This window comes from Pseudomonas sp. 20P_3.2_Bac5 (genome assembly GCF_025466035.1).
In the GTDB taxonomy this organism is placed as follows: Bacteria; Pseudomonadota; Gammaproteobacteria; order Pseudomonadales; family Pseudomonadaceae; genus Aquipseudomonas.
The window spans coordinates 119,547-145,600 of sequence record NZ_JANLOA010000042.1 but is presented as its reverse complement, the minus strand read 5'-3'; the positions used below and the strand labels follow the sequence as shown (position 1 = coordinate 145,600).

The following is a 26,054-nucleotide window of genomic DNA, read 5'->3' as shown; positions in this document are numbered from 1 at the left end:
ATTTTCAGTTCAGCAAAAAGCGTGCTGGCGAACCGTACCGCGTCCGCCAGCCGGGCATTCTATTGCACGAAGACCCTGAAAGTCTTTGAACTGAAGCGGCTAAAAGGCTTTTGGCCATCCCCGTCAGTGACGGGCCGCCCCACCGGCCCGCAGCATGAACTTCAGCAGCGCCAGCCCCGGCAGGATCGCCGACAAGACCACGAACGCTGTCCAGCCGAGGGTTTCATAGAGCGGGCTGGCAATCAGCGAGCCCAGTGCGCCGCCGACGAAAATGCTGGTCATGTACACCGCATTCAGCCGCGCCCGGCTGTGCGGATCCAGGGCATAGACTTCGCGCTGGCCGAGCACCATGTTCAGTTGCACCGCGAAATCCAGCAGCACCGCGGTGACCACCATCCACCACCACCCTGCCCCCGGCAACGCCCCGGCGAGCAATGCCAGTGGCGCCAGCAACAAGGCAATCAGGGTGCCGCGCTGGCCATGCCCGGCGTCCGCCAGACGGCCGGCGATGGGCGCGGCAATGGCGCCGACCGCGCCGACCAGGGCAAACAGCGCGATGCCGTTCTGACTGAAGCCGTGCTGACGAATGAGCTCGATCGGTGCGATGGTCCAGAAACTGCTGAAACTGGCGAACAGCAAACCCTGATACAGCGAACGCTCACGCAACACCCCATAGCGACGGGCCAGGGTGAACACCGAGCCGATCAGCGCCGGGTAACTGACCCGATGCGCCGGCACCCGGCGCGGCAACAACCAGCCCATCACCAGCGCCATCACCACCATCAGCCCGGCCGCGCTGAAGAACACCCCACGCCAGCCGAAGGCTTGCGCAAGCGTGCTGGCCAAGGGACGGGAAAGCAGGATGCCCAGCAGCAGGCCGCTCATGATGTTGCCGACGACCCGGCCACGGGATTCTTCCGGCGCCATGTGCGCGGCCAGCGGCACGAGGATCTGCACCGCTACCGAGGTCAGGCCGATCAGCAGCGAACAGAGCAGGAACAGCGAAGGCGTCTGGCTCAACGCCGCCGCGGCCAGGCACACCGCCGCGGCGAGGGTGAAGGTCACCAGCAGCCGGCGATTCTCCAGCAAGTCCGCCAATGGCACGAGGAACAACAGGCCCAGGGCGTAACCGAACTGGGTCAGCGACACGATCAGGCTGGCGTGGGTGGTGGACAGGCCAATGGACGGCGCGATCATTTCCACGATCGGCTGCGCGTAGTAGAGGTTGGCGACCACCGCGCCACAACAGAAGGCGAGAAACACCACCAGGGCCGTGGGTAGCGCCGGCGTGGCACTGGCGGACTGGCTGGTGGGAGCAGTGGTAGCTGAATTGCCGGAGGACATTGACGACACCTCATCAGGGTGAATCGGGAGTAAGGACGCCAGCGTAGAGCGCGGCGTCAGCCGAGAGAATCCGTCTGTCGGGCAACGCAGCGTTGCGCATTACGCAACGACTAGCCTGAGGCCAAGGTTAACTTCGCTTGACGAGTCGTGCTCAGGCTACAGAAGATGCGGAAAATTTCGTTGCGCAGAGCGCAATAGGGAAAATCATGGACAGTTTCGCGGCGCTCAACGCTTTCGTCGCCACCGTGGATGCCAGCGGCTTCGCCTCGGCCGGGCGACAGTTGGGCATGGTCACCTCGTCAGTCACGCGCCAGGTGGATGCCCTTGAAGAAAAGCTCGGTACGCGGCTGCTCAATCGCTCGACCCGCGGGGTAACGCTCACCACCGCCGGAGAAGCCTACTACGAACATGCCGTGCGGTTGCTGGCGGATCTAGAGAGCGCCAACCTGGAAGCCAGCGAAGCGCAGGGTCCGCCCCGGGGTCAACTGCGCGTCAGCCTGCCGGTGGCCTTCGGGCAGTTGCATATTTCCCCGGCGCTGCCGGCCTTTCTCGCGCGCTACCCCGGCATCACCCTGGAACTGCTGCTGTCCGATGACGTGGCGGATTTGGTCGAGCAGCGGCTTGACCTTGCGATCCGCCTGGGCAGCGTGAACTCGCCGGATATCGTCGCCCGGCGCCTGGCGCCGCATCACCGACTGCTGTGCGCCAGCCCCGAGTACCTGCGGCGCCATGGCGTGCCACGCACCCCGGCCGACCTTGCCCAGCACGCCTGCCTGACCTTCGCCTACACCCGCGGCAACCACCTCTGGCATTTCACTGGTCGCAGCGAAGAAAGCGTGCGGGTCAGCGGCCCGTTGCGGGCCAACAACTCATTGGTGCTGCGTGAGGCCGCGCTGAATGGCATGGGCTTGCTGCTGATCGCCGACTGGTTGGTGGGCAAGGACATCGACGCCGGCCGGTTGCAGATCGTGTTGCCGGAATGGAAGGCCCACGTGAACAGCGAAGACAGCGGCGTGTATGCGGTGTACCTGCCGAATCGGCGCAATTCGAAGAAAGTGCGGGCGTTTGTCGAGTTCTTCGTCGAGCATTTTGGTGAGCCGCCGTATTGGGGGCGGTCTGGTGGGTAACGTATTGTTTAGTGGAGGCCATCGTTGCATGGGTATCTAAACATCTTGTGGCTGTATGAAGACCATGAGGCGTCAGTCAGGAAATCGGGTAATGGCGGCCAAGCGCGAGCCGACAGTTTTTCAGCGCTCTCAAGATCGAGCGCCGCCCGCGCGGCGCATCGCGGATGAATCCGCTCCTACATTTGCTGCAACGTGCCATGGCCTGTCAGATAGGCGTTGCCCGTCTTTGGCGTTTGACGATGAATTGCGGGGAGGCTATTGAGGTCGACTCGATACCGCGTCATACCACCAAGGCGGTCAACCATGGCCTGACAGGCATAGGTACGTTGCAGCAAATGTAGGAGCGGATTCATCCGCGATGCGCCGCGCGGGCGGCGCTCGGTCTTGAGAGCGCTAGAAAACTTCCGACATGCGCATGGTGGCCATTACGCGGTTTTTTGACAGGCGCCTTCCAGCCACCACATGACAGAAAGATGTGTAAATACCCATGCCCCTCACTCCATCAAAATACCAATCAACACCTGCGTCGGCCCGCTCAACTCGACACCCCGCCGCGTCACCACTTCATACGGCTCGCTGCGCGACAGCAACTGCAGCGGCAACTTCACCAGCATGCCGTGCTCTACCGCCACCTTGGCCACGTCCCACGGCATGACCGCGAGCAGTCCCGCGTCCTGGCGCAGCAGCGACAAGGTGGTGAAGGTGGATGAGGTTTCGATCGGGTACTGCGGAAAGCTCAGCCCCGCCTGGCGAAATTCGCGCTCCAGGGTCAGGCGCAGGGGCATGTTCACCGGGAACACCACCCAGCGTGAATCCGTCAGTTGCGTCAGGTTCAAGATTTCGCTACCGGCCAGCGGGTGCGCTGGGTTCGCCACCAGCACCAGTTGCTCCTGATGCTTGACCCGGCTGTCATACGCATCCGGCCGCCGGCTGACGCTGGTCCGGCAGATCACCACGTCCAGCCGGCCCTGGTCGAGCAGGCTGAGCAGGCGGTCGCTGGTGTCCTCGACCACCGTCACCGACAGGTCTGGCTGGCTCTCGCGCAAGTGCGCCAGGCCCTCCACCAGCATCGGCACGGCGCCCATGATGGTGCCGACCGACAACCGCCCGCCATGGCCCTGAAGAATGCCGAGCATTTCTTCGCGCAAATGCGCCAGGTCGGTATTGATCAAGCGTGCGTAACGCACCACGCAACGCCCCAGGTCATTGGCTTCCAGCCCCTTGCTGGTGCGCTCGAACAGCACCGCGCCGAGGGTCGATTCGATTTCGTTGAGGGCTTTGGTCGCACCGGGCTGGGTGATGGACATGGCCTCGGCGGCTTTGTGGATCGAGCCCAGTTCGTCGAGGCTGATAAGCAGGCGCAACTGACGCAGGCGCAGGCGTGAAGCCATGGAACTCAAGGAAGGCAGCATAGGGATCACTAAAAGTTATCACGGGGTAAACAGCTCTCATTAGGCAGCATCGCCCGGGAAAATTAAAGTGGCCCTCAGACGATCCTCCACAAGAACAAACAGGAGCCCTCATGCGCCTGATCCAATTCGAGACTGCACAAGCCAAACGCCATGTTGGCGTGGTCGAAGGCGACCTGATCCAGGTTGTGCGCAATACCTCCCACATGCGTGAACTGGCCCTCGCCGCCATCCGTAACCAGCGCAGCCTGAGCGCCGAGGTTCTGGAGCGCGGGCTGGACAGCAGTACTGAAAGTTATTCCCTGGTCCTGGCCGAGTGCCGCGTGCTGCCGCCGCTGGACCACGAAGACCCGGCTCACTGCCTGATCAGCGGCACCGGCCTGACCCACCTGGGCAGCGCCTCGACCCGCGACAAGATGCACCAGCAGAAAATCGATGACGCCGCCGCCCTGACCGACACCGCGCGGATGTTCCAGTGGGGCATCGACGGTGGCCGTCCCGCCGCAGGCACCGTGGGCGCGCAGCCAGAATGGTTCTACAAGGGCGACGGTTCCACGGTCGTCCGTCCGGGACAGGCATTCCAGAGCCCTGTGTTCGCCGAAGACGCCGGCGAGGAACCGGAACTGGCCGGCCTCTACGTGATCGGAGATGATGGCCAGCCTTACCGCCTGGGTTTCGCCGTCGGCAACGAGTTTTCCGACCATGTCATGGAGCGCCGCAGCTACCTGTACCTCGCCCATTCGAAACTGCGTAACTGCTCGTATGGCCCGGAATTGCGGGTCGGCGAGCTGCCCCGCCACCTGGAAGGCACCAGCCGGATTCGCCGTGGCGACACCGTGTTGTGGGAAAAACCTTTTCTCAGCGGCGAAGACAACATGTGCCATTCGCTGGAGAACCTGGAGTATCACCACTTCAAGTACGGCCAGTTCCTCCGCCCTGGCGACGTGCATATCCATTTCTTCGGCACCGCGACCCTGTCGTTCGCCGACCAGATCAAGACCGTCGAAGGCGATGTGTTCGAGATCAGCCTGAGCGAGTTCGGCGCGCCACTGCGCAACAGCGTTGCCCGTGCCGCCGAGCCGCTGGAACCGGGCGCCGTGAAGCCGCTCTGACCCGGCGCATGTGAAGCAGGCGCAGGGAGGCGCCGCCCGGCATTTCATAACAACCATAAGAGTGAGATGAGCATGAAGAACAGCCCCTATCCGGCGGCCCCCTCGCCCGCCCTCGCCGCCACTGACAGCGCTCGCCCGACCACCGTGCGCTGGCGCATTTTCCTGATCCTGCTGTTGCTGGCGGCGATCAACTACATCGACCGTGCCTCGCTGTCGGTCGCCCTACCGCTGATTTCCGCCGAGTTCGAACTGACCCCGGCCCTGGAAGGCCTGATCCTCAGCGCCTTCTTCTGGTCCTACGCGCTGATGCAGATCCCAAGCGGCATGCTGCTGGACCGCTTCCAGGTGCGCAATATCGTCGGTGTCGCCACTGTCGGCTGGGGTGCGTTCCAGGCGCTGGGCGGTTTCGCGCACAACTGGATCACCTTGCTGATCACCCGCATTGGCCTGGGTGTCGCCGAGTCGCCAATCATGCCCGCCGGCGCCAAGCTCAACGGCGCCTGGCTGACCCCCAACGAGCGTGGCCGTGGCGCCACCCTGGTGGACGGCGGCGCGCCGCTGGGCACCGCGTTCGGCGCGATCATCATTGCCGGCCTGATTACCTGGTTCGATTCCTGGCGCATCGCCTTCTTCATCGCCGGTGTCGGCACCGTCGTGGTGGGGATCTGGGCCTGGTGGTACATCCGCAACCACCCGAGCGAACACCCGCAAGTCAACAAGGCCGAGCTGGACTACATCACCCAGGCCAACGACGCCGCGAGCAAGAACAACGGCAACCGCAAGGCCGTGCTCAAGGAACTGCTGAAAAGCCGCTCGGTGCTGTGCATGTTCGCCGGCTACGCCTGCTACAACAGCGTGTTCTACGGCCTGCTGACCTGGATGCCGAGCTACCTGCACCAAGCCCACAACCTCGATATCAAGGCCATGGGTGGCGCGACCTTCCTGATCTTCATGTGCGGCTTCGTCGGCGAACTGATCGGCGGCTGGGTCGCCGACAAATGGAAAACCAATGGCGGCCAGCCAAACACCGTGATGCGCAGCATGTTCGCCGGCTCTGCCGCCGTCGCCGCGCTGTGCATCCTGTTGGTGGCCTACACCCCGGATGCCGCGCGGGTCATCGCCCTGCTCTGCGTCGCCCTGTTCTTCATCCGCTGGTGCGGCATGTACTGGTGCCTGCCGGCAATCCTCGGCGGCAAGTCCAAGGCCGGCGTGCTGGGTGGCAGCATGAACTTCTGCGGCAACATGGTCGGCGTCATCGTACCGATCCTGATCGGCCTGATCGTGCAGTTCACCGGTTCCTACTTCCTGGCCCTGATCTTCTTCGTGGTCATGGCTTTCGGCCTGATGCTGTTCTCCGGCCTGATCGACTATCGCGAGCGCGGGCTGGCCTGAGCCCCCGCTGTATTTCTGAGGTAACCGCCATGCAACTCATTACAAGAACAGGCAGTGAAAGCGCTGCCAACGCCGTGATCCGCCTCAACCCGCTGGACGACGTGCTGATCGCCCGCCAAGCGCTGCCCGCGGGCCTGGAACTGGAAGAAGGCATCCGCGTATTGGCACCGATCCCGGCCGGACACAAGGTCGCCGCCCGCGCCATCGCCGCCGGCCAGCCGCTGCGCCGCTACGGGCAGATCATCGGCTTTGCCAGCCAGGCCATCGCCGCCGGTGAACACGTTCACGTACATAACCTGGCGATGGGCGACTTCGCCCGTGACTACGCGTTCGGCGTCGATGCCAAGGGCGTGCAGGCGCCGACCGGCGACACCTTCATGGGCATCGTCCGCGCCGATGGCCGGGTCGCCACGCGCAATTACATCGGTATCCTCACCTCGGTGAACTGCTCGGCGACAGTGGCCCGCGCCATCGCCGACCATTTCCGCCGCGACATCCACCCCGAAGCCCTGGCGGCCTACCCGAACGTCGACGGCGTGGTCGCCCTGACCCACGGCGTCGGCTGCGCGGTGGACCCGGGCGGCGAAGCCCTGGCCATGCTGCAACGGACCCTCGGCGGTTACGCGGTACACGCCAACTTCGCCTCGGTGCTGATGATCGGCCTGGGCTGCGAAACCAACCAGATCCCCGACCTGCTGGCGGCCCAGGGCCTGGAAAGCAGCGACGCCCTGCGCACCTTCACCATCCAGGGCACCGGCGGCACCTCGAAGACCATCGCCAGCGGCATCGCCCAGGTCAAATCGCTGCTGGCCGAGGCCAACCGCGTCGAGCGCGAGCCGGTCAGCGTTCGCCACCTCACCGTCGGCCTGCAATGCGGCGGCTCGGACGGCTACTCGGGCATCACCGCCAACCCGGCGCTGGGCAACGCGGTGGACCGCCTGGTCGCCGCCGGCGGCACCGCGATCCTCTCGGAAACCCCGGAAATCTATGGCGCCGAGCACCTGCTGACCCGCCGTGCGGTCAGCCAGCAGGTCGGCGAAAAACTCATCGCCCGCATCAAGTGGTGGGAAGCCTACTGCGAGCGTATGGGCGCCGAGTTGAACAACAACCCGTCCGCCGGCAACAAGGCCGGGGGCCTGACCACCATCCTGGAGAAATCCCTCGGCGCCGTGGCCAAGGCCGGCTCCAGCGATCTGGTCGACGTCTACGAATACGCCGAACCGGTGCGCGCCCACGGCCTGGTGTTCATGGACACCCCCGGCTACGACCCGATTTCTGCCACTGGCCAGGTCGCCGGCGGCGCCAACCTGATCGCCTTCACCACCGGCCGCGGCTCGGCCTACGGCTGCGCGCCCTCGCCGTCGATCAAGCTGGCGACCAACACCCGCCTCTGGGAAACCCAGGAGGAAGACATGGACGTCAACTGCGGCGGCATCGCCGACGGCAGCATGACCATCGAAGAGCGCGGCGAGCACATCTACCGCCTGATGCTGAGCATCGCCTCGGGCGAGCGCAGCAAGAGCGAACAGCACGGCTACGGGCAGAACGAATTCGTGCCGTGGCAGATCGGCGCCATCACCTGATTTCCTTGTTTTTACCTGATTACGGAGACCCCAATGACCTCGATCCTCGGTCACAACTACATCGGCGGCCAGCGCTCGGCCCAAGGCGACACCTGGCTGCACAGCCTCGACGCCAGCACCGGCGAGCCGCTGCCGCACCGGTTCAGCCAGGCCACCGAGGCGCAAGTGGATGCCGCGGCCAGGGCGGCCAGCGCCGCCTTCCCGATCTACCGCAACCTGAGCGCCGCCACACGCGCGGACTTCCTCGACGCCATCGCTGACGAACTCGACGCCCTGGGCGACGACTTCGTCGCCACCGTATGCCGCGAAACGGCGTTGCCTGCCGGGCGCATCCAGGGCGAGCGCGGCCGCACCAGCGGCCAGATGCGCCTGTTCGCCAAGGTCTTGCGCCGCGGCGACTTCTACGGCGCACGCATCGACCACGCGCTGCCCGAGCGCCAGCCGCTGCCGCGCCCGGACCTGCGTCAATACCGCATCGGCGTCGGCCCCGTGGCGGTGTTTGGCGCCAGCAACTTCCCGCTGGCCTTCTCCACCGCCGGTGGCGACACCGCCTCCGCGTTGGCGGCCGGCTGCCCGGTAGTGTTCAAGGCCCACAGCGGCCATATGGCGACAGCGGAATGGGTCGCCGACGCAATCCTGCGCGCCGCCGAGCGCACCGGCATGCCAGCGGGCGTGTTCAACATGATTTATGGCGGTGGCGTGGGCGAATGGCTGGTCAAGCATCCGGCAATCCAGGCCGTGGGCTTCACCGGTTCGCTCAAGGGCGGCAACGCCCTGTGCCGCATGGCCGCCGAACGGGTGCAGCCGATCCCGGTGTTTGCCGAGATGTCCAGCATCAACCCGGTGATCCTCCTGCCGGATGCCCTTCAAGCCCGTGGCACCACCATCGCCCGCGAACTCAGCAGTTCGGTGACGCTTGGCTGCGGCCAGTTCTGCACCAATCCCGGGCTGATCCTCGGCCTGCGTTCGCCGGCGTTCAGCGCGTTCATCGAACAGTTCACGGCGCACATGGCTGACCAACCGGCGCAGACCATGCTCAATGCCGGCACCCTGGCCAGCTACCGCAAGGGGCTGGAGCATCTGCACGGTCACTCCGGCATTCGGCATTTGGCCGGCGCCGTGCAAACCGGCACGCAGGCGCAACCGCAACTGTTCCAGGCCGATATCAGCCTGCTGCTGAACGGCGACGAGCTGTTGCAGGAAGAAGTGTTCGGCCCGGCCACGCTGGTGATCGAAGTCGAAGATCAGACGCAACTGAGCGCCGCCATCCAGGCCCTGCGCGGGCAACTGACCGCCACGCTGATCGGTGAGCCGGACGAGTTGCGCGCCTATGGCTGGCTGAGTGAGTTGCTGCTGGAAAACGTCGGCCGCGTCCTGCTCAACGGGTATCCGACCGGTGTCGAGGTCTGTGATGCGATGGTTCACGGTGGTCCGTATCCGGCCACCTCGGATGCCCGTGGCACATCGGTTGGTACGCTGGCCATCGATCGTTTCCTGCGGCCGGTGTGTTTCCAGAACTACCCCGATGAGCTGCTGCCTGCCGCGTTGCAGGATGCCAATCCGCTGGGCATTCCGCGCCTGATCGATGGTGAGTACAGCAGGTAAAGGCACTGGGTGTTGGCGCGGTGAACTCGATGCGCCGACACCCAGGTTCAAAGAATCTACCCTTCAAAATCCTTCCCCAAGCCATTACCGTGCATCAATCCTTTCAGTGAGATGCGCCAGCCATGGAGCACAAATCCCTCCGCGAGGCCTTCAGCGGCCTCCCGGTTTTCTTCGCCGTCGCCCGTGAAGGCAGTTTCACCAAGGCCTCCGCACGCCTGAGGGTGACACAAACAGCGGTCAGCCATGCCGTTCGCGCCCTCGAAGCGCGACTGGGGGTGCAGTTGCTGGCCCGCAACTCACGCACCGTCACCCCCACCGAAGCCGGCGAGCAACTGCTGCGCACGGTGGCCCCGCACATGGAAGCGATCGATAACGAACTCGAGGCCCTCAACGCGTTTCGCGACAGCCCCGCCGGTACGCTTCGTATCAGCGCTTCGGACCATGCGATCAACGCGGTGCTGATGGACAGGCTCAGGCAGTTCCTGCCGCACTACCCGCAGATCAAGGTCGAGCTGGTCGCCGACAACGGTTTCGTCGATATCGTCGCCGAGCGCTTCGACGCCGGCGTGCGCATGGGCGAGTCGCTGGATCAGGACATGATCGCGGTGCGCATCGGTCCCGACGCGCCCTTCGCGGTGGTGGCCAGCCCGGGCTATCTGGCCCAGCATGGCCGACCGCAAACGCCGGCGGACCTGCTCCAGCACAACTGCATCAATGTGCGCCTGCCCAGCCTCGGCAATCTGTGGGCCTGGGAGTTCGAGAAGGACGGTACGCCACTCAACCTGCGGGTGGACGGCCAACTGGTGTGCAACAGCAGCTTCGACTGCGTGGAAGCGGCAGTGGCCGGGCTGGGCATTTGCTATATGCCGGCAGAAATGACCAGGCTTCACTTGCAGGCCGGCGCGCTGGTGCAACTGCTGCACGACTGGTCCCCGACCTGGCCCGGGCTGCACCTGTACTACCCGAGCCGACGCCAGCCGTCTGCGGCGATGACGTTGCTCATCGCGGCCTTGCGCTATCCCGCAGCCTGAGTCCTATTTATCAATCCGATGCATAGGTACATGCGCTTTATCCGGGTTTTTGCAGGGCATGCCAATCCCTAGACTGGTGCCATCGTCCCGTAGCCCGCTTGACGACCCGTCAACGTCAAGCGCGACCCCGGCCGTTCCTCACCTGTTTTCGAGCCTGGATTTCAAGCCACTTCAAGGAACCCCCGGATGGCCAAAGAGCCCTACAGCGACTTGCTCGCATTGATCGCCGTGGCCCGCGAACGCAGCTTTACCCGCGCCGCGGCGCAACTGGGCATGTCGCAATCGATGCTCAGCCATACGATCGGTGCGATGGAGGCCCGCCTGGGCGTACGCCTGCTGACCCGCACCACCCGCAGCGTTGCCGTGACCGAGGCCGGCGAACGGCTGATCGCCAGCGTGGCGCCGAGGCTGGAGGCCATCGAGGCGCAGTTGCATGCGGTCGCCGAGTTCACCGATTCCGTCAGTGGCACCCTGCGCATCACCGCCGGCGACCATGCCATCGACTCGCTGCTGTGGCCGAAGCTGGCACCTTTGCTGGCCGTTCATCCCCGGCTGAACCTGGAAATGCACGCCGACTACAACCTCGTCGACATCGTCCAGGGCCGGTTCGATTTTGGCGTGCGCCTGGGTGACGGCCTGGCCCGGAACATCCGTGCGATCCCGATCGGCGCGGACTTCGGCATGGCAATCATCGGCAGCCCGGCGTACTTCGCCCGTCGCGAACCACCGCGTACTCCCGGTGAGCTGATGGATCACGACTGCATCAACTTGCGCCTGCCCACCTACGGCAACCTCTACGCCTGGGAACTGCAGCACGATGAGCAGGCGCTAAGCGTCAGGGTTGGCGGGCGCCTGGTGTTCAACGGCATCTATCAGGTGCTCAACGCCGCGCTGGATGGTCACGGCCTCGCCTATGTGCCGCAAGACCTGGCCCGCCCGCACCTCGCGACCGGCCGCTTGATTGCGGTGCTGGAGCAGTGCTGGCGGCGCTTTCCCGGCTATCACCTGTACTACGCGGCGCAGCGCAAGCCCTCGCCGGCCATGCAGGTGGTGATCGACGCTCTGCGGCTGCCGTCCGACGCGCCCTGATTCATCAATCCCGTTGCTGGACTCATGCGATGAACGCGAAGAATGCCCCTTGCAGCCTTGTGCTAGCGTTTCTGGTTTGGGCCACGCGCCTGTGCGTGGCACCTGCCTATAAGAAAACCAAGACATCAACCGACTGATTAGCAGGTGAACCATGGAGCTACGAATCAACCAGAAGACCTATCAGGTCGAGGCTGACGCCGATACGCCCCTGCTGTGGGTGATCCGCGACGACCTGGGGCTGACCGGGACCAAGTATGGCTGCGGCCTGGCACAGTGCGGCGCCTGTTCGGTATTGGTGGACGGCAACGTGGTGCGCTCCTGCGTCACCCCGGTGGCGGCGGTGAGCGGGCGCGAGGTGACCACCATCGAAGCCATCGAGGCCGACGAGGTGGGCAAGCGCGTGGTGGCGGCCTGGGTCGAACACCAGGTGGCCCAGTGCGGTTACTGCCAGTCCGGGCAAGTGATGGCGGCGACCGCGTTGCTCAAACACACGGCCAAACCCAGCGACGCGCAGATCGACGCGGCGATGGTCAATCTGTGCCGTTGCGGCACCTACAACGCTATCCATGCCGCCGTGCATGACCTGGCGACGCAACAGGAGAACGTCTGATGAACACGCCCATCGACGCGCCCGAAGCATTGACTGCCCTGCTCAAGGGTGAACCGGTCAACCTGTCACGACGGGGTTTCCTGCTGGCATCCGCCGGCACCGCGGTCGGCGCTCTGGTCATCGGTTTCGGCCTGCCGCTGGGTTCGGCCAGGGTCCAGGCTGCCGCCGCCGCGGCCCAGGAGCGCGGCACCCAGGTGCCGGCGTTTCTTGAAATCCGCCCGGACAGCACCGTGCGCCTGCTTTGCCCGTTCATGGAGGGCGGACAAGGTACCTACACCGCCATGGCGCAGATCGTCGGCGAGGAACTGGACGCCGATCCCGCCACCTTCCTCGTCGACAGCGCGCCGCCGGGCGACGCCTATGTGGTGATGGAGAACGGCATGCGCATTACCGGCGGCAGCATGTCGGTGCGCATGAGCTACCCGACCATGCGCCGTCTCGGCGCCCTGGCCCGGGCCATGTTGCTGCAGGCCGCAGCCGAGCGTCTCGGCGTGCCGGTGAGCGAACTGTCCACCGAGCCCGGCAAGGTGCTGCATGTGGCTTCGGGCCGCTCGATGGCCTACGGCGAGCTGGCCGAACGTGCCATGGACCTGCCAGTGCCCGACCCGGCCAGTGTGCAACTGCGCGACCCCAGCCAGTTCCGCTGGATCGGCAAGCCGGTGCGCCGCGTCGACGCCTACGACAAGTCCACCGGCAAGGCGCAGTACACCATCGACATCAGGCTCGACGGCATGCTCCATGCCGCGGTGCAACACGCGCCGCGCCTGGGCATGACGGTCGGCGAGCTGCGCAATGAAGCGCAGGTCAAGGCGATGAAGGGCGTGCATTCGGTCCATCGCCTGCCCGGCGCGGTCGCCGTGGTCGCCGAACGCTGGTGGCACGCCAAGCGTGCGGCCGAAGCCATCCAGGTCGACTGGCGAGAAGCGGTCAGCGGCGGCAAGGTCCGGGCGATGCCCGCGGACTTCTCCAGCGACGCCTTTCGCGAACGCCTCGCCGCCGAACAAGGGCCGGCCCGGGATGATGAACACGAGGGCGATATCGCCGGCATCCTCGCCACCGCCAAGACCACGGTCGAGGCCACTTATCACAACCAATACCTCAACCACGCCCAACTGGAGCCGCCGTCCGCCCTGGCACGCTTCAACCCCGACGGCTCGCTGGAAGTCTGGCTGCCCAACCAGGCGCCGGACATGTTCCGCGCCGACATCGCCAAACGCACCGGCCTCGATCCCGCCCGGATCACCCTGCACTCGCCGCTGCTGGGCGGCTTTTTCGGCCGGCACTTTCTCTACGAGTCCGCCAATCCGTACCCCCAGGCCATCGAGCTGGCCAAGACGGTCGGCCGCCCGGTGAAGCTGATCTGGAGCCGCGAGGAAGAATTCCTGCGTGATGTGCTGCGCCCGATCGCCGCGGTAAGGTTCCGCGCCGCGCTGGATGGCGACGGGCTGCCGCTGGCGATCGAAGCGATCAGCGCCACCGAAGGCCCCAGCGAAGCCCTCGCCGGCAAGCAGGGCGACAAAATCGACCCCACCGCCCTGGAAGGCTTGTCAGGCAAGTCCTACGCCATCCCCAACAAACGTATCGCCCAGCGTTACGTCCAAGGCCCGATGATGCTCGGCTACTGGCGTTCGGTGGGCAATTCCCTGAATGACTTCTTCTACGAGGCGTTTCTCGACGAACTCGCCGACAAGGGCGGCAAGGACCCCTTCGAGCTGCGCCAGCACTTGCTGCGCGACAACCCGCGGTTGACCAACCTGCTGAATGCGGTGGGCGAGTTGTCCGGCGGCTGGAAGCGCGGCCCGTTTACCGCTGAAGACGGCACCCGGCGTGCCCGCGGCGTGGCCATGGCCTCGCCGTTCGGCTCCGAAGCTGCGGTAATCGCCGAAGTGTCGATCGAGAACGGCCAGGTCAGGGTGCACGACATCTGGCAGGCAATCGATCCGGGCAGCATCGTCAATCCGGCGATCATCGAGGCGCAGGTCAATGGCGCCGTGGCCCTGGGCCTGTCCCAGGCGCTGCTGGAAGAAGCGGTGTTCATCGACGGCAAGCCACGGGCGCGCAACTACGACCTGTACCCGATCCTGCCGCCGTCGCGCATGGCCAAGGTGCATGTGCGCATCATCGAGAGCGGGGCGAAAATGGGCGGCATCGGCGAACCACCGTTGCCGGCGGTCGCGCCGGCAGTGGCCAACGCGGTAGCGCGGCTGACCGGGCAGCGCATTCGCAGCATGCCCCTGAGCCGCTACACCTTCACCTGACGGGGAACGCCCATGACTCGCAGCCGATTCGCAAGAACCGCCGGCTGGCTGGTGCTGCCGTGCCTTGTCGCGGCGGGCCTGCTGGCCTGGTACGTCAACCGCGAGCCCGCCTCGCCGTTCGACGCCGCGCCACGCGCTGACGCCAGTGCCGATGCGGCGCTGGTCAGCCATGGCGAATATGTGGCGCGCCTGAGCGATTGCGTCGCCTGCCACAGCCTGCCGGACGGCGCGCCATTCACTGGCGGGTTGCCGATGGCGACACCGCTGGGCGTGATCCATGCCACCAATATCACCCCCGAACGGGAGACCGGTATCGGCGGCTACAGCCTCGCCGACTTCGACCGCGCCGTGCGCCATGGCGTCGCGCCCGGCGGTCGGCGTTTGTACCCGGCCATGCCCTACCCGTCCTACGCCAAGCTCAGTGACGACGATGTCCGCGCGCTCTATGCATTCTTCATGCAAGGCGTGCGGCCGGTCAGGCAAGCCAACCTTGCGGGGAGCATTCCCTGGCCGCTGAACATGCGTTGGCCCATCGCTCTATGGAACGGTGTGTTCGCCGCGACCAGCCCCTACGCGGACAAACCCTCACAGGACGCGCAGTGGAACCGCGGTGCCTACATCGTCCAGGGGCCCGGCCATTGCGGCAGTTGTCATACTCCCCGCGGCCTGGCGTTCAACGAAAAAGCCCTGGATGAAACCGGCAAGCCGTACCTTGCCGGCGCCCTGCTCGACGGCTGGTACGCGCCGAGCCTGCGCGACGATCACAACACCGGGCTGGGGCGCTGGAGCGAGGCCGATATCGTCCGGTTCCTCAAGACCGGGCGCAATCAGCATGCGGTGGTCTACGGCTCGATGACCGAGGCCTTCAACAATTCCACGCAGTTCATGGGCGACGATGACCTGGCAGCGATCGCCCATTACCTGAAATCGCTGCCCGGCGATGCACAACGCGACGGCGCACCCTGGCAATACCAGGCGGTGTCCGCCGCACAGCACCTGGACAATGCCGGCGCGCATACCTACGTGACCCGCTGCGCCTCCTGCCACGGCCTCGACGGCAAGGGCCTGGCCGAGTGGATGCCGCCGCTGGCCGGGGCGACTTCGGCGCTCGCCCGCGAGGACGCCTCGGCGATCAATATCACCCTCAATGGCTCGCAACGGGTGGTCGCCGCCGGGTTGCCGGATGCCTACCGCATGCCGGCGTTCCGCGCGCAACTGACGGACCAGGAAATCGCCGATGTGCTGAGTTTCATCCGCACCACCTGGGGCAACCAGGGTGGCAAGGTCGAGCCCCAGTCGGTCGGCAAGCTGCGCGGTCACACCGATCCGGCCAGCAGCAGCCCGATCATTCTGCAGATGCGCTGAGGAGGTTATGGCAGTCATGGAAAGTATCGATTTTCTGGTCCTGCGTAGCGTCCGCGACTGGGTCAAGGCGGGCGAGCCGGTGTTGCTGGCCACCGTCGCCCGCACCTGGGGTTCGTCACCCCGGCCAGTGGGTTCGATGATGGCGCTGCGCGGCGATGGCCGGGTGGTGGGCAGCGTCTCCGGCGGCTGCATCGAGGATGACCTGATCCATCGCTACACCACCGCCCATGGCGGCGCCGGCATGCGCGGCGGCTTGCCCGAAGTGGTGCGCTACGGCGTCAGCGCCGACGAAGCCCACCGGTTCGGCCTGCCCTGCGGCGGCACCCTCGAACTGATCCTCGAATTCGACCCAGCACCGGCCCGCCTGGAGCAGTTGCTCGAACTGCTCGACAGCGGCAGCCTGGTGCGCCGCGACCTCGACCTGAGCGACGGCCAGGTCACCCTGACCCCGACCCAACTCCCGGAGCAGTTCAGCTTCGATGGCCGGCACATGTTCAACACCCTCGGCCCCGGCTACCGCGTGCTGTTGATCGGCGCCGGGGCGCTGGCCGAGTACCTGGCGACCATGGCCCTGTTCAACGGTTTCAAGGTCTCGGTGTGCGACCCACGGCCCGAGTACATGGGCGGCTGGAACGTCGCCGGGGTCGAGAAGATCGTCGGCATGCCGGATGACGTGGTCCGGGCCTACCGGGTCGATGTCCGCACCTGCATTGTCGCCCTCAGCCACGACCCCAAGCTGGATGACCTGGCTCTGCTGGAGGCCCTGCACAGCCCGGCGTTCTACGTCGGCGCCATCGGCTCGCGCCGTAACAGCCAGTTGCGCCGCGAGCGGCTGATCGAGCATTTCGGCGAAACCGAGGCCTCGCTCAAACGCCTGCATGGCCCCATCGGCATCTATATCGGCAGCAAGACCCCCGCCGAAATCGCGGTCAGCGTCATGGCCGAAATCCTTGCCGCCAAGAACGGCGTTGCCCTGCCTGGCGAAATCAGCGTCTCGCGGGCCAAGCACAGCCGCGAACTGCAGGTGCCAGCGGCATGAGCACCTGCGTGGCGTTGGTGCTGGCCGCCGGTCGAGGCAAGCGTTTTGGCAGCGACAAGCGGCTGGCGCGGCTCCCCTCTGGCCAGACCGTGCTGGCCGCGACAGTGGAGCGGGTCCTGACGGGCTTCGATCACGTCCATGTGGTGCTGCGCCCCGACGATGACCCGCAGCACTTGGGCCTCGATAACCGGGTCGCGCTCATCCGCGCCGAATACGCCTACGAAGGCATGGGCGCGAGCCTGGCCGCGGGCATTGGCGCGCTGGCGGATAATCCCGCCGTGGCAGTGGCGGTGTTGCTTGGAGACATGCCCTGGATCGAGACGCAGACGCTGCGGCAGTTGTGCGCCCAAGCTGATAGCGAGCGCATCCTGATGCCGGCTCACCATGGCCAGCGGGGCCATCCGGTGCTGTTCGGGCGCCGCTTCTGGCCCGCCTTGTTGCGGGCAAACGGCGATCAGGGTGGCCGACAGGTAATCGGCGATAACCCTCAGGCCTGTGTGCGGATCGAGGTGCAAGACCCGGGAGTTGTGCGGGATATCGATCTGCCTGGGGATCTCACGGGCTAAGTTACACCGACTATCCGCGCCACGGCCTAAGCCAAGCGCCCCGAGGCGCTTACGGCGCCAACCCCTCCACCAACGTCTGGGTCAGCGTGCGAATGCGCCGGTCATGGGCCTCCAGGTCCGGCACGTCGTCCTGCACCAGGCGCATGAACAGCGTCGAGCTGTAGTCATTGAGAAATTCCGCGACGAACTCGACATCGAACGACGCCTTCAACAAGCCCCGCGCTTGCAGATCGCGCAGCAACCCGGCCACTTCGTCGATCAGGCGCTGGTTGAGGTGGGTCGCGGCGTCAGGGCGCGGGGTGAGCACGCCCAGCGGCAGCAATTCGCGCCATATCGCAGCGGGCAAGGCCTGCAGTTCACGGCGGATGATCTGCGATTCGAGATAACACATGGCATCGACGGCGTTGTCGAACACCGGCATCTGCACCCGGGCGTCGCCAAGCGCGCGCTGGTCGGCGTGTTCCATCAGGGCCAGCAGGATGTCCTGCTTGCTGCCGAAGTAGTTGAACACCGTCGGTGTCGACACCCCGGCCTGGACGGCGATCTGCTCCACGGTGGTCGCGGTGAAGCCGTGCGTCTCGAACAGCTCCAGCGCCGCGGTAACGATGGCCTCTCGCCGCAGTTCCTTTTGTCTCTGTCGTAATCCGCTCACGTTCTTCTCCGGGTGGCCTTGGCAAGGTGCCGATTCTAGTAAATTTTCAATCTCGATCAAATATTTTATTTGACTATAAAATTATATGGAGATAAAAATTTCCCACCGCCACCCCACGGAGCTGTCCATGAACACCGATTTCGTCGAGGCAATGCGCAGAGCCTATCGCACCAGCGCACCTTCCGTAGCGCCGTTGATGGAGGGGTTTCCACCGCCCGCCGCGCAACGGGTGACCTGGCACAACTTCATGACGCCGCCGCACAACCGCTGGGCGTTTCACAACCTGGGGCGGATCCGCCCGAGCATCAGCGTGCCACGTGGCCAGGCAGCCACCGGGCCCCTGCCCGCCGCCGGCTATTCGATTGCCGACTTCAGTTTCCTCAGCGCATCGGGCGATGACGTCAGCCTGGCCGATCACCTCGCGGCGACCCACACCGACGGCTGGCTGGTCATGAAAGACGGCCAGGTCGCCCAGGAGCTGTACGCCAACGGCCACGGCGAGACCACGCGTCACATCATGTTCTCGGTAACCAAGTCGCTGATCGGCATGAAAGCCGAAGAGCTGGTGCAGAACGGCCAACTGGACGACCAACGCCTGGCCGCCCACTACGTCGCGGAGTTCGAAGGCAGTGCCTTCGGCGATGCCAGCGTGCGCCAGTTGATGGACATGGCCGTATCCATTGACTACGACGAGGTCTATGACGACCCGGACTCCGGCAGTTCGCACTTCGGCTACGCCTGCGGGCTCACCCCGCCACCGGCCGGTATCCAGGCCTGTCAGTCGCTCTACGAATACCTGCCAGGGATGCGCAAGCGTGGCGAGCACGGCGGTTTCTTCCACTACGTGACCGCGACCACCGAAGCCCTCGGCTGGGTGATGGAGCGCGCCACCGGCCGCAGTTGCGCCGAGCTGCTGGGCGACATCTGGCAGGGCCTGGGCTGCGAGCGCGACGGGTTTTTCCTCGCTGATCCGTGGGGCCGCAACATCACCGGCTGCGGCTTCAACGCGACCCTGCGCGACATGGCCCGCTACGGCAGCCTGTTGCTCGACCGCGGCCATTGCCAAGGCCGCCAACTGCTCAGCGCCGACGCCATCGGCGCCGTGCTGGCCGGTGGTGATCCGGCCATCTATGCCGCCAACGAGAGCTTCGCCCAGTGGAGTCCCGGGGCCAGCTACAAGAGCCAGTGGTATGTCTATCCCGGCGAAGCGCTGCTGGCGGTGGGCATCCACGGCCAGTACCTGTACCTGGATTTCGAGCGCCGCGTGGTGATCGTCAAGCAGTCGTCGATGCCGGTGGCCGAAAGCATCCTCGACATCGACACCGTCCGCCTGCTCCGCGCCCTCGTCCGTGCGCTCTGACCCGACCGACAGGAGAGCCCCATGAAGCATTTGCTGAAAACCATGACCACGGCCCTGCTGCTGGGCGGCGCCAGCCTGCTCGTCCAGGCCCAGGACCAGGCCCCGGATCAAACCCCGGGCGGTGAACTGCGCATCTACAACTGGATCGAGTACCTGCCCAAGGACGTGGTGCAGGATTTCCAGAAACACACCGGCATCAAGGTCATCTACGACGTCTTCGACAGCCCGCAAACGCTGGAGGCCCGTCTGCTGACCGGCACCGCGGGTTACGACCTCGCGTTCCCCGGCAGCAGCCAGGTGCCCAACCTGATCGCCGCCGGCGCCGTGCTGCCGCTGGACCGCCAGCAGTTGCCGAACTGGCATCAGCTCGACGCCAGCACCCTGCAACAGCGCGAGCACCTCGACCCCGGCAACCGCTACTCGGTGCCGTACCTGCTGGGCAGCACACTGATCGGCTACAACAAGGCCAAGGTCGAGGCGGTACTCGGCAAAGACGTCGACATGCGCGACTACGACTGGCTGTTCAAGCCGGAGCGCATCGCCCGCTTGAGCCAGTGCGGCGTGGCCATTCTCGACAGCCCCAACGAGGTCGTGCCGATCGCCCTGCACTACCTCGGCCTGGACCCGAACAGCACGCGCCAGGCCGATTACGACAAGGTCGAGGTGCTGCTCAAATCGATCCGGCCCTACGTGCGCTATTTCAACTCGTCCAAGTACCCCCAGGACCTGGCTAACGGCGATATCTGCGTGGCCCTTGGCTGGTCCGGCGGGATGCTCGCGGCGCGCAACATGGCCCTCGGCGCCAACAACGGCAACGACATCCGCATGGCCTTGCCGCGCCAGGGCACGCTGATGTGGTCCGACGACATGGTGATCCCCAAGGGCGCGAAGAACCTCGCCCAGGCCCATGCCTTCATCGACTGGCTGCTGCAGCCGGAGGTGATCGCCCGGGTCACCAACCAGATCGGCTACCCCAACCCTACCCCGGCGAGCAAGGCGCTGATCGACCCGCAACTGCTCGGCGAACACAACCTGTTCGTCCCGGACGAGGACCGTCACCTGCTGTTCCAGGCCGAGCCGCCACAACGGCAAGTGCTGCGCCTGCTGACACGGCTGTGGAACCGGATTCGCTCCGATGTCTGAAGCACCCGCTCAACCGCACAAGGAGAACTGCACCCGCCGACACTGATCCATGACCCGCTTCACCCGCCCAAAACAAACCTTGCCCGGTGCCTGAGTGGCTCGCCTTCGATCGAGCCAGCGCTGTCGTCATGCCCGGAAAAAGCGCGGGGGCCATCAGGCCATCCAATAACAAGACCTACAACGCGACGCCCTTATCTGCCAGATCAATCACAACAATGGAGCAGAACACATGAACAAATTGACTCTCGGGGGGCTGGCCGGCGCCTTGCTCGGCCTCTCACTGTCCGCCCAGGCCATCGACCTGACCCCGGAAACCCTGCTCGACATCAACGTCGGGCTGGCCAGCGACTACCGCGTCGGCGGCTTTTCCCTGAACCAGGACGACGGCCCCGTCCTGCTCACGTCCGCCACCCTGGTGCACAAGATCAGCGGCCTCTACGCCGGCGTGTTCACCGCCAACGTCGACATGGGCACCCAGAGCAACCGCGAGTGGGACTACTACGTCGGCATCGCCCGACCGATCACCGAGAACACGCGCTTCTCGCTGTCCTACGTCCGCTACGAATACCCCGGCGATAGCTGGATCAACTTCGGCGAATGGATCGGCACCCTCGGCTACCGCAACGCCACCGTGGGCTTCAAATACGCCAACGACCTGCGCAACCCGCCGGCCCGCGCCGCGGCCGCCGCCCAGGTCGACCAATTGATCGGCTGGGGCGTATTGCCCGCCAACGCCGCCATCACCGAGCGCGATGGGCACCGCCTGATCAGTTGGGCCGAATACGACTTCTATCTGCCGTGGCAGACCAAGCTCAACGTCCGCTTCGGCCACACCTCGACCCCGGACGAACAGGCCTGGCGCTCGGCCAGCGGCAAGTACCGCAGCGACTACAACGACTGGCAACTGGCGGTCAGCAAGCGCGCCTACGGCCTGGAATGGAAGGCCGCCTACATCGACACCGACCTGTCCGAGGCCGAGTGCACCAACAACTTCGGCAAGGGCGGCGACTGCTCCGCCACCGTGGTGTTCTCCGCCAGCAAGCGCTTCTGAGCACTGACTGAATGATGCGGGCCGCACGTCAGCGCCCCGCCACCCTACGCAACGACTGATCCGAGGATAGTTATGTCCATGCCCTCCCTCACCCGCGCGCTGAGCCTCAGCGCCCTGAGCCTGGCCCTGCTGCTTGCCGGTTGCGCCGGTGCCCCGCCCGGCGGCGACGGCCTGCCGCCGTCCGACCGCAGCTTCGAAGCCTTCTGGGGCAAGCGCGTCACCGGCTACATCACCGCCGCCGACGGCACCCAACTGCGCTACTCGGTGCTGCTGCCCAAGGGCGACGGCAAATTCCCGGTGCTGATCCGCTACAGCGGCTATGACTCCGGCAGCATCGGCGGCTCGGCCTATTTGCAAGACAACGAAACCTTCTCCGTAGCCATGGACAAGGACCTGGTGGAACGCGGCTACGCCGTGATGGGCGTGCAAGCCCGCGGCACCGGCTGCTCGCAAGGCACCTTCGATTTCCTCGGCCCGGAATACGGCAGCGACGGCCGCAGCGCGGTCGAGTTCGCCGCGCAGCAGAACTGGTCCACCGGCAGTGTCGGCATGTTCGGCTGGTCGTGGGCCGGCATGTCGCAGTTGATGACCGCCTCGGAACGCCCCCAGGGCCTCAAGGCCATCGCGCCGGGCATGATCCTCGGCGATGCCTACACCGACAGTTGGTTCCTCGGCGGCGTGCCGAACCAGGAATTCACCACCACCTGGCACTGGTTCGTCGACCAGCGCTGGGAGGCGGTGAAGGCCAGCGCGAAAAGCGAAGGCGACGAGCGCTGCATCGCCCAGGTGACGGAAAACCAGGCCAAGGTGGTCGACACCTCGCTGATGTACCAGATGCTCCGTCACCCGCAGCACGATGACTGGATGAAGCAGCGCGCCCCGCGCGACCGCGCCAATCTTGTGCAGGTGCCGGTGCTGTCGATGCAGGCCTGGCAGGACGAGGCGGTGCTGGCCCGCGAAGGTTTCTACCAGGAGCGCCTCGACCCGAAAAAGCTCTGGATGGTGCAAACCAGCGGCGGCCACAACCTCTACGAATCGGAGCGTTTCCGCAAAAAGCTCTACGCCTTCCTCGACCACTTCGTCAAAGGCGAGCAGAACAGTTTCGAAAGCACCCCGCACCTGGAAATCTGGCAGGAAACCGTGGCCGACGACCGCAGCGGCCGCCATCAGGCCAACGAAAGCGCACGCCCGGGCTGGACCATCGAACGCAACCAGTACCCGCTGCCGGTCAAGCCGGTGAGCTTCGCCCTCAACGAGGGCGGCGAACTGGTCCAGGGCGGCAAAGGCAGCGGCAAACCGGACGCGTATATCTACCCGATCCCCGGCCCGGACGTGAACACCTACCTCAAGGACCATGCCTGGGGCTGGCAACACCCGCTGTGGCGTGACGGCAGCCTGGCCTACACCAGCGCGCCGTTCGAACGCGACTTCCTCAGCTACGGCAGCGCCAGCGCGGACATCTGGCTGTCGACCTTCCTCGCCCCCGACACCGATGTGCAGGTGACCATCACCGAGGTGCGCCCGGACGACAAGGAAGTGTTCGTCCAGCGCGGCTGGCTGCGCATGTCCAACCGCAAACTGGACGACAGCAAATCCAGCGAACTGCGGCCACAGCAGCTCAACGAACCGGACGGTATCCAGCCAATGCTGCCGAACGTGCCGGCGCTGGGCCGGGTGGAAATCCCGCCGTTCTCCCACCCGTTCCGTGAAGGCTCGCGGCTGCGCATCTGGATCGACGCGCCCTCGCGCACCGGCGGCTACGGCTTCGCCTACTACGCGCTGTCCAGCCGCAACACGGTGTTCCATGACGCGGCGCACCCTTCGCGCCTGGTGCTCGGCGAGCTGACCGGGGTGAACGTGCCGCCAGACCTGCCCGAGTGCAATTCACTGCTCAAACAGCCTTGCCGCCACGATCCGCTGTCGTCCTGGCCGCCGTTCTGACCCTCGCGCCACCCGCGTCGGACGCGGGTGGTCCACCCCCTTATTGCCACGAGCTGACCTTATGAAAGCACTCAACACACTGCGCCTGCTGTGCCTGTTTCTCGCCGCGATCTGCCTGTCACCGGCCCAGGCGCTGGAACTCAAGGAAAAAATCCCCAAGCGCCTGGACAACCAACTGGTCATGCAGATCAGCGTCCAGCTCGGCCCGCGCGAAGACATGGGCAAGGGCCCGGACGGCATGCGCATCAACTACCCGATCATCGGCGGCAGCTTCACCGGCAAGGGCGTCAAGGGCACCGTCGTTCCGGGCGGCGCCGACATGTCGGTGACCCGCGACGACGGCGTCACCCTGATCAATGCGCTGTACCGCCTGAAGACCGACGACGGCCAACTCATCATCATCGACAACCCCGGTATATGGCGCCTCAACGAATCCGGTCTGGCCAAGAAAGCCAAGGGCCTGGAACTGCGCGACATGCAGGAAAGCGATTTCTATTGCCGCACCACACCGCGCTTCAAGACCCAGCCCGGCGCCAATGCCTGGCTCAACGACTATGTGTTCGTCGGCACCATCGACGGCATCAGCGAGCATGAGGTGCTGATCAGCGTCTACAAGGTTGGCGGCGTCTGATGCTGCCAGGGCGCACGCACTCCGCTCCCTGGCGTGCGCCCGTTTTTTTTCCGTTGGGCAGTCGTACCGCGAGGCGCACCATGCTGAGCCTGAGAAACATCGCAATCGAAAGACGCCTGTGGCTGATCCTGCTGGTCGCCATGCTGACCATCGCCGTGCTCATGGCGCTGGTCCTGCTGCAGATCCGCTCCGGTTTGTACGGGGCCAAGATCTACCAGATCCAGACCGCCGTGGAGAACACCGCCGGCATCCTCCAGCGCTTCCACAGCCTGCAGCAGCAAGGGGCGCTGAGCGAAGAAGACGCGCAACAGCAGGCCCGGGAAATGATCCGCGGACTGCGCTATGACAGCACCGAGTACTTCTTCATCCAGAGCCTCGACCAGCGGATGCTTCTGCACCCGCTGAGCCCGGCACTCGAAGGCCGGGACGTCAGCGGCCTGAAAGATGCCAACGGCCTGGCGATCAACGGCGAGATGCTGAAGATCGCCCAGGGCGCCGGCAAAGGCATCGTCGAATACAGTTGGCCGAAACCCGGCGGCGCCGGTGCGGCGGACAAGATCTCCTATGTCGAGCTGTTCAAGCCCTGGGGCTGGATTCTCGGCAGCGGCGTGTACATCGACGACATCCAGGCCCGATTCCACTACGAAGTGCTGCGCATCGGCGCCATTGGCCTGGCCTTGTCGGCGCTGCTGGTGCTGGTGACCGCGCTGATTTCCCGAGGCATCGCCCGGCCGTTGAAAAACACCGTGCAGGCCATGGCCGAAATCGCCCGGGGCAATGGCGACCTGACCCGCCAACTGGCGACTGACGGCCGCGACGAACTGTCCGGGCTGGCGCGGGACTTCAACAGCTTCACCGCGACCCTGCGCGGCATCATCGGTGACATGCGCATCGCCGCGACGGCGACCGACGAAGCCGCGCAGACCATCCACGACAACGCAACGTCAGCCCGGCAACAGAGCGCGCTGCAAGCCCAACAAGTGACGCTGGTCGCCACCGCGCTCAATGAAGTGACCTACAGCATCCAGGACGTCGCCAGCCACGCGCAGGCGTCGGCGAAAGAAGCGTCCGACGCCGAATCCCAGGCGCTGGACGGGCTGAAGAACGTCGAACTGACCCTGCGTGAAATCGACGGGCTGTCGACCCTGATCAACAGCGGCGTCGAGACCATCAATTCCGTGGCGCAACAGAGCGAGCGGATCAGCTCGGTGCTGGCCATCGTCCGGGCGATTGCCGAGCAGACCAACCTGCTCGCCCTCAATGCCGCCATCGAGGCGGCACGGGCTGGCGAACAGGGCCGCGGCTTCGCCGTGGTGGCCGATGAAGTGCGCCTGTTGGCGCAGCGCACCCAGGACGCCACCACGGAAATCCAAGGGATGATCGGCGAACTGAGCGTCAGCAGCGGCAACGCCGTGGCGATGATCAGCCAGACCCGCGCCCTGTCCGGGCACACCGTCACCCAGGCCAGCCTGGCCGGCGAGCGCTTGCGCGCCATCGTCGAGTCGTTGCGGGCCATCGTCCTGCAGGGCAGCAGCGTGGCCGAGGCGACATTGCAACAGTCACTGGCCGTCGAAGACATCAACCGCAACCTGTCCAGCGCTGCCGAACAGGCCAAGCAAGCGGCCGAGTTCGCCCAGCGCACCCGCGAACTGAGCGACCGCCTGCATGCCGGTTCCAGTGATCTGAAACTTACCTTGAACCGCTTCAGGATCGAGCACTGAGTATCGCGAGCAAGCTCGCTCCTAC

21 protein-coding genes and 1 pseudogene are annotated in these 26,054 nt (G+C 65.4%); 19 read left to right on the top strand and 3 right to left on the bottom strand.

Annotated features, from left to right (window positions below):
• Positions 1–123: 123 nt before the first annotated feature.
• Positions 124–1,344 carry an MFS transporter gene (locus NTD88_RS06885; protein WP_262156223.1) on the bottom strand — a complete coding sequence of 407 codons (1,221 nt, stop codon included), beginning with the start codon at positions 1,342–1,344 and terminating at the stop codon, positions 124–126.
• Between the two features lie 206 nt (positions 1,345–1,550).
• Between NTD88_RS06885 and NTD88_RS06880 the strand changes: the two genes are divergently transcribed.
• Positions 1,551–2,471, top strand: a complete 921-nt coding sequence (locus NTD88_RS06880; protein WP_262156222.1) for a LysR family transcriptional regulator — start codon at positions 1,551–1,553, stop codon at positions 2,469–2,471.
• A gap of 494 nt (positions 2,472–2,965) precedes the next feature.
• Here the strand turns inward: NTD88_RS06880 and NTD88_RS06875 are convergent, their stop codons facing one another.
• On the bottom strand, positions 2,966–3,883 hold the full coding sequence (locus NTD88_RS06875) for a LysR family transcriptional regulator (RefSeq protein WP_262156221.1): 918 nt from the start codon (positions 3,881–3,883) through the stop codon (positions 2,966–2,968).
• 110 nt (positions 3,884–3,993) lie between these two features.
• On the opposite strand from NTD88_RS06875, the gene araD1 reads away from it, so the two are divergent.
• The 11 genes from araD1 to NTD88_RS06820 all read left to right on the top strand — a co-directional run bounded on the left by araD1 (position 3,994) and on the right by NTD88_RS06820 (position 17,530).
• Positions 3,994–4,992: an AraD1 family protein gene (gene araD1 / locus NTD88_RS06870; RefSeq protein WP_095153433.1), complete on the top strand. Its 999-nt coding sequence runs from the start codon at positions 3,994–3,996 to the stop codon at positions 4,990–4,992.
• A gap of 72 nt (positions 4,993–5,064) precedes the next feature.
• Positions 5,065–6,384 carry an MFS transporter gene (locus tag NTD88_RS06865; protein ID WP_177454383.1) on the top strand — a complete coding sequence of 440 codons (1,320 nt, stop codon included), beginning with the start codon at positions 5,065–5,067 and terminating at the stop codon, positions 6,382–6,384.
• 29 nt (positions 6,385–6,413) lie between these two features.
• A complete protein-coding gene (locus NTD88_RS06860) occupies positions 6,414–7,967 on the top strand; it encodes a UxaA family hydrolase (protein ID WP_262156220.1) in 1,554 nt (517 codons plus the stop codon).
• 33 nt (positions 7,968–8,000) lie between these two features.
• Entirely contained in the window at positions 8,001–9,572 is a 1,572-nt protein-coding gene (locus NTD88_RS06855) for an aldehyde dehydrogenase (NADP(+)) (protein WP_262156219.1), read from the top strand.
• A gap of 122 nt (positions 9,573–9,694) precedes the next feature.
• A complete protein-coding gene (locus NTD88_RS06850; RefSeq protein ID WP_262156218.1) occupies positions 9,695–10,603 on the top strand; it encodes a LysR family transcriptional regulator in 909 nt (302 codons plus the stop codon).
• Between the two features lie 186 nt (positions 10,604–10,789).
• On the top strand, positions 10,790–11,692 hold the full coding sequence (locus tag NTD88_RS06845; protein ID WP_262127832.1) for a LysR family transcriptional regulator: 903 nt from the start codon (positions 10,790–10,792) through the stop codon (positions 11,690–11,692).
• A 151-nt stretch (positions 11,693–11,843) separates the two neighbouring features.
• Positions 11,844–12,302, top strand: a complete 459-nt coding sequence (locus NTD88_RS06840; protein ID WP_262156217.1) for a (2Fe-2S)-binding protein — start codon at positions 11,844–11,846, stop codon at positions 12,300–12,302.
• Complete coding sequence (locus NTD88_RS06835; RefSeq protein WP_262156216.1) at positions 12,302–14,560, top strand: xanthine dehydrogenase family protein molybdopterin-binding subunit; 2,259 nt, start codon at positions 12,302–12,304, stop codon at positions 14,558–14,560. The genes NTD88_RS06840 and NTD88_RS06835 overlap by 1 nt, the downstream gene beginning before the upstream one ends.
• 12 nt (positions 14,561–14,572) lie before the next feature.
• Positions 14,573–15,925: a c-type cytochrome gene (locus NTD88_RS06830; RefSeq protein ID WP_262156215.1), complete on the top strand. Its 1,353-nt coding sequence runs from the start codon at positions 14,573–14,575 to the stop codon at positions 15,923–15,925.
• A 16-nt stretch (positions 15,926–15,941) separates the two neighbouring features.
• A complete protein-coding gene (locus NTD88_RS06825; RefSeq protein ID WP_262156214.1) occupies positions 15,942–16,964 on the top strand; it encodes an XdhC family protein in 1,023 nt (340 codons plus the stop codon).
• Positions 16,961–17,530: an NTP transferase domain-containing protein gene (locus NTD88_RS06820; protein WP_262156213.1), complete on the top strand. Its 570-nt coding sequence runs from the start codon at positions 16,961–16,963 to the stop codon at positions 17,528–17,530. Before NTD88_RS06825 ends, NTD88_RS06820 begins: the two co-directional genes overlap by 4 nt.
• Before the next feature lie 49 nt (positions 17,531–17,579).
• Here the strand turns inward: NTD88_RS06820 and NTD88_RS06815 are convergent, their stop codons facing one another.
• Positions 17,580–18,182: a TetR/AcrR family transcriptional regulator gene (locus tag NTD88_RS06815; protein ID WP_095153442.1), complete on the bottom strand. Its 603-nt coding sequence runs from the start codon at positions 18,180–18,182 to the stop codon at positions 17,580–17,582.
• A 127-nt stretch (positions 18,183–18,309) separates the two neighbouring features.
• On the opposite strand from NTD88_RS06815, the gene NTD88_RS06810 reads away from it, so the two are divergent.
• The 7 genes and pseudogenes from NTD88_RS06810 to NTD88_RS29125 all read left to right on the top strand — a co-directional run bounded on the left by NTD88_RS06810 (position 18,310) and on the right by NTD88_RS29125 (position 26,029).
• Positions 18,310–19,542: a serine hydrolase domain-containing protein gene (locus NTD88_RS06810; protein WP_262156212.1), complete on the top strand. Its 1,233-nt coding sequence runs from the start codon at positions 18,310–18,312 to the stop codon at positions 19,540–19,542.
• A gap of 21 nt (positions 19,543–19,563) precedes the next feature.
• Positions 19,564–20,685, top strand: coding sequence for an extracellular solute-binding protein (locus NTD88_RS06805; protein ID WP_256587655.1), 1,122 nt, complete (start codon positions 19,564–19,566; stop codon positions 20,683–20,685).
• 229 nt (positions 20,686–20,914) lie between these two features.
• Positions 20,915–21,736 carry a TorF family putative porin gene (locus tag NTD88_RS06800; RefSeq protein ID WP_262156211.1) on the top strand — a complete coding sequence of 274 codons (822 nt, stop codon included), beginning with the start codon at positions 20,915–20,917 and terminating at the stop codon, positions 21,734–21,736.
• Positions 21,737–21,814: 78 nt separating this feature from the next.
• A complete protein-coding gene (locus NTD88_RS06795; RefSeq protein ID WP_262156210.1) occupies positions 21,815–23,677 on the top strand; it encodes a CocE/NonD family hydrolase in 1,863 nt (620 codons plus the stop codon).
• 61 nt (positions 23,678–23,738) lie between these two features.
• Positions 23,739–24,308, top strand: coding sequence for a DUF3237 domain-containing protein (locus NTD88_RS06790; protein WP_262156209.1), 570 nt, complete (start codon positions 23,739–23,741; stop codon positions 24,306–24,308).
• A pseudogene (locus NTD88_RS29130) lies at positions 24,308–25,165 on the top strand (cache domain-containing protein); the annotation flags it as partial. The gene NTD88_RS06790 and the pseudogene NTD88_RS29130, both read left to right, overlap by 1 nt.
• Positions 25,166–25,192: 27 nt before the next feature.
• Entirely contained in the window at positions 25,193–26,029 is an 837-nt protein-coding gene (locus tag NTD88_RS29125) for a methyl-accepting chemotaxis protein (RefSeq protein ID WP_410017266.1), read from the top strand.
• The last annotated feature ends 25 nt before the right edge of the window (positions 26,030–26,054 follow it).

What these genes read in the sequence shown, in the direction of transcription:
- NTD88_RS06855 (WP_262156219.1), top strand. Translation starts at nt 8,001, where the DNA reads ATGACCTCGATCCTCGGTCACAACTACATCGGCGGCCAGCGCTCGGCC.
- NTD88_RS06795 (WP_262156210.1), top strand. Translation starts at nt 21,815, where the DNA reads ATGCCCTCCCTCACCCGCGCGCTGAGCCTCAGCGCCCTGAGCCTGGCC.
- NTD88_RS06825 (WP_262156214.1), top strand. Translation starts at nt 15,942, where the DNA reads ATGGAAAGTATCGATTTTCTGGTCCTGCGTAGCGTCCGCGACTGGGTC.
- NTD88_RS06865 (WP_177454383.1), top strand. Translation starts at nt 5,065, where the DNA reads ATGAAGAACAGCCCCTATCCGGCGGCCCCCTCGCCCGCCCTCGCCGCC.
- NTD88_RS06800 (WP_262156211.1), top strand. Translation starts at nt 20,915, where the DNA reads ATGAACAAATTGACTCTCGGGGGGCTGGCCGGCGCCTTGCTCGGCCTC.
- NTD88_RS06885 (WP_262156223.1), bottom strand. Translation starts at nt 1,344, where the DNA reads ATGTCCTCCGGCAATTCAGCTACCACTGCTCCCACCAGCCAGTCCGCC.
- NTD88_RS06835 (WP_262156216.1), top strand. Translation starts at nt 12,302, where the DNA reads ATGAACACGCCCATCGACGCGCCCGAAGCATTGACTGCCCTGCTCAAG.
- NTD88_RS06875 (WP_262156221.1), bottom strand. Translation starts at nt 3,883, where the DNA reads ATGCTGCCTTCCTTGAGTTCCATGGCTTCACGCCTGCGCCTGCGTCAG.
- NTD88_RS06840 (WP_262156217.1), top strand. Translation starts at nt 11,844, where the DNA reads ATGGAGCTACGAATCAACCAGAAGACCTATCAGGTCGAGGCTGACGCC.
- NTD88_RS06810 (WP_262156212.1), top strand. Translation starts at nt 18,310, where the DNA reads ATGAACACCGATTTCGTCGAGGCAATGCGCAGAGCCTATCGCACCAGC.
- NTD88_RS06860 (WP_262156220.1), top strand. Translation starts at nt 6,414, where the DNA reads ATGCAACTCATTACAAGAACAGGCAGTGAAAGCGCTGCCAACGCCGTG.
- araD1 (WP_095153433.1), top strand. Translation starts at nt 3,994, where the DNA reads ATGCGCCTGATCCAATTCGAGACTGCACAAGCCAAACGCCATGTTGGC.
- NTD88_RS06880 (WP_262156222.1), top strand. Translation starts at nt 1,551, where the DNA reads ATGGACAGTTTCGCGGCGCTCAACGCTTTCGTCGCCACCGTGGATGCC.
- NTD88_RS06805 (WP_256587655.1), top strand. Translation starts at nt 19,564, where the DNA reads ATGAAGCATTTGCTGAAAACCATGACCACGGCCCTGCTGCTGGGCGGC.
- NTD88_RS06850 (WP_262156218.1), top strand. Translation starts at nt 9,695, where the DNA reads ATGGAGCACAAATCCCTCCGCGAGGCCTTCAGCGGCCTCCCGGTTTTC.
- NTD88_RS06845 (WP_262127832.1), top strand. Translation starts at nt 10,790, where the DNA reads ATGGCCAAAGAGCCCTACAGCGACTTGCTCGCATTGATCGCCGTGGCC.
- NTD88_RS29125 (WP_410017266.1), top strand. Translation starts at nt 25,193, where the DNA reads ATGCGCATCGCCGCGACGGCGACCGACGAAGCCGCGCAGACCATCCAC.
- NTD88_RS06820 (WP_262156213.1), top strand. Translation starts at nt 16,961, where the DNA reads ATGAGCACCTGCGTGGCGTTGGTGCTGGCCGCCGGTCGAGGCAAGCGT.
- NTD88_RS06790 (WP_262156209.1), top strand. Translation starts at nt 23,739, where the DNA reads ATGAAAGCACTCAACACACTGCGCCTGCTGTGCCTGTTTCTCGCCGCG.
- NTD88_RS06830 (WP_262156215.1), top strand. Translation starts at nt 14,573, where the DNA reads ATGACTCGCAGCCGATTCGCAAGAACCGCCGGCTGGCTGGTGCTGCCG.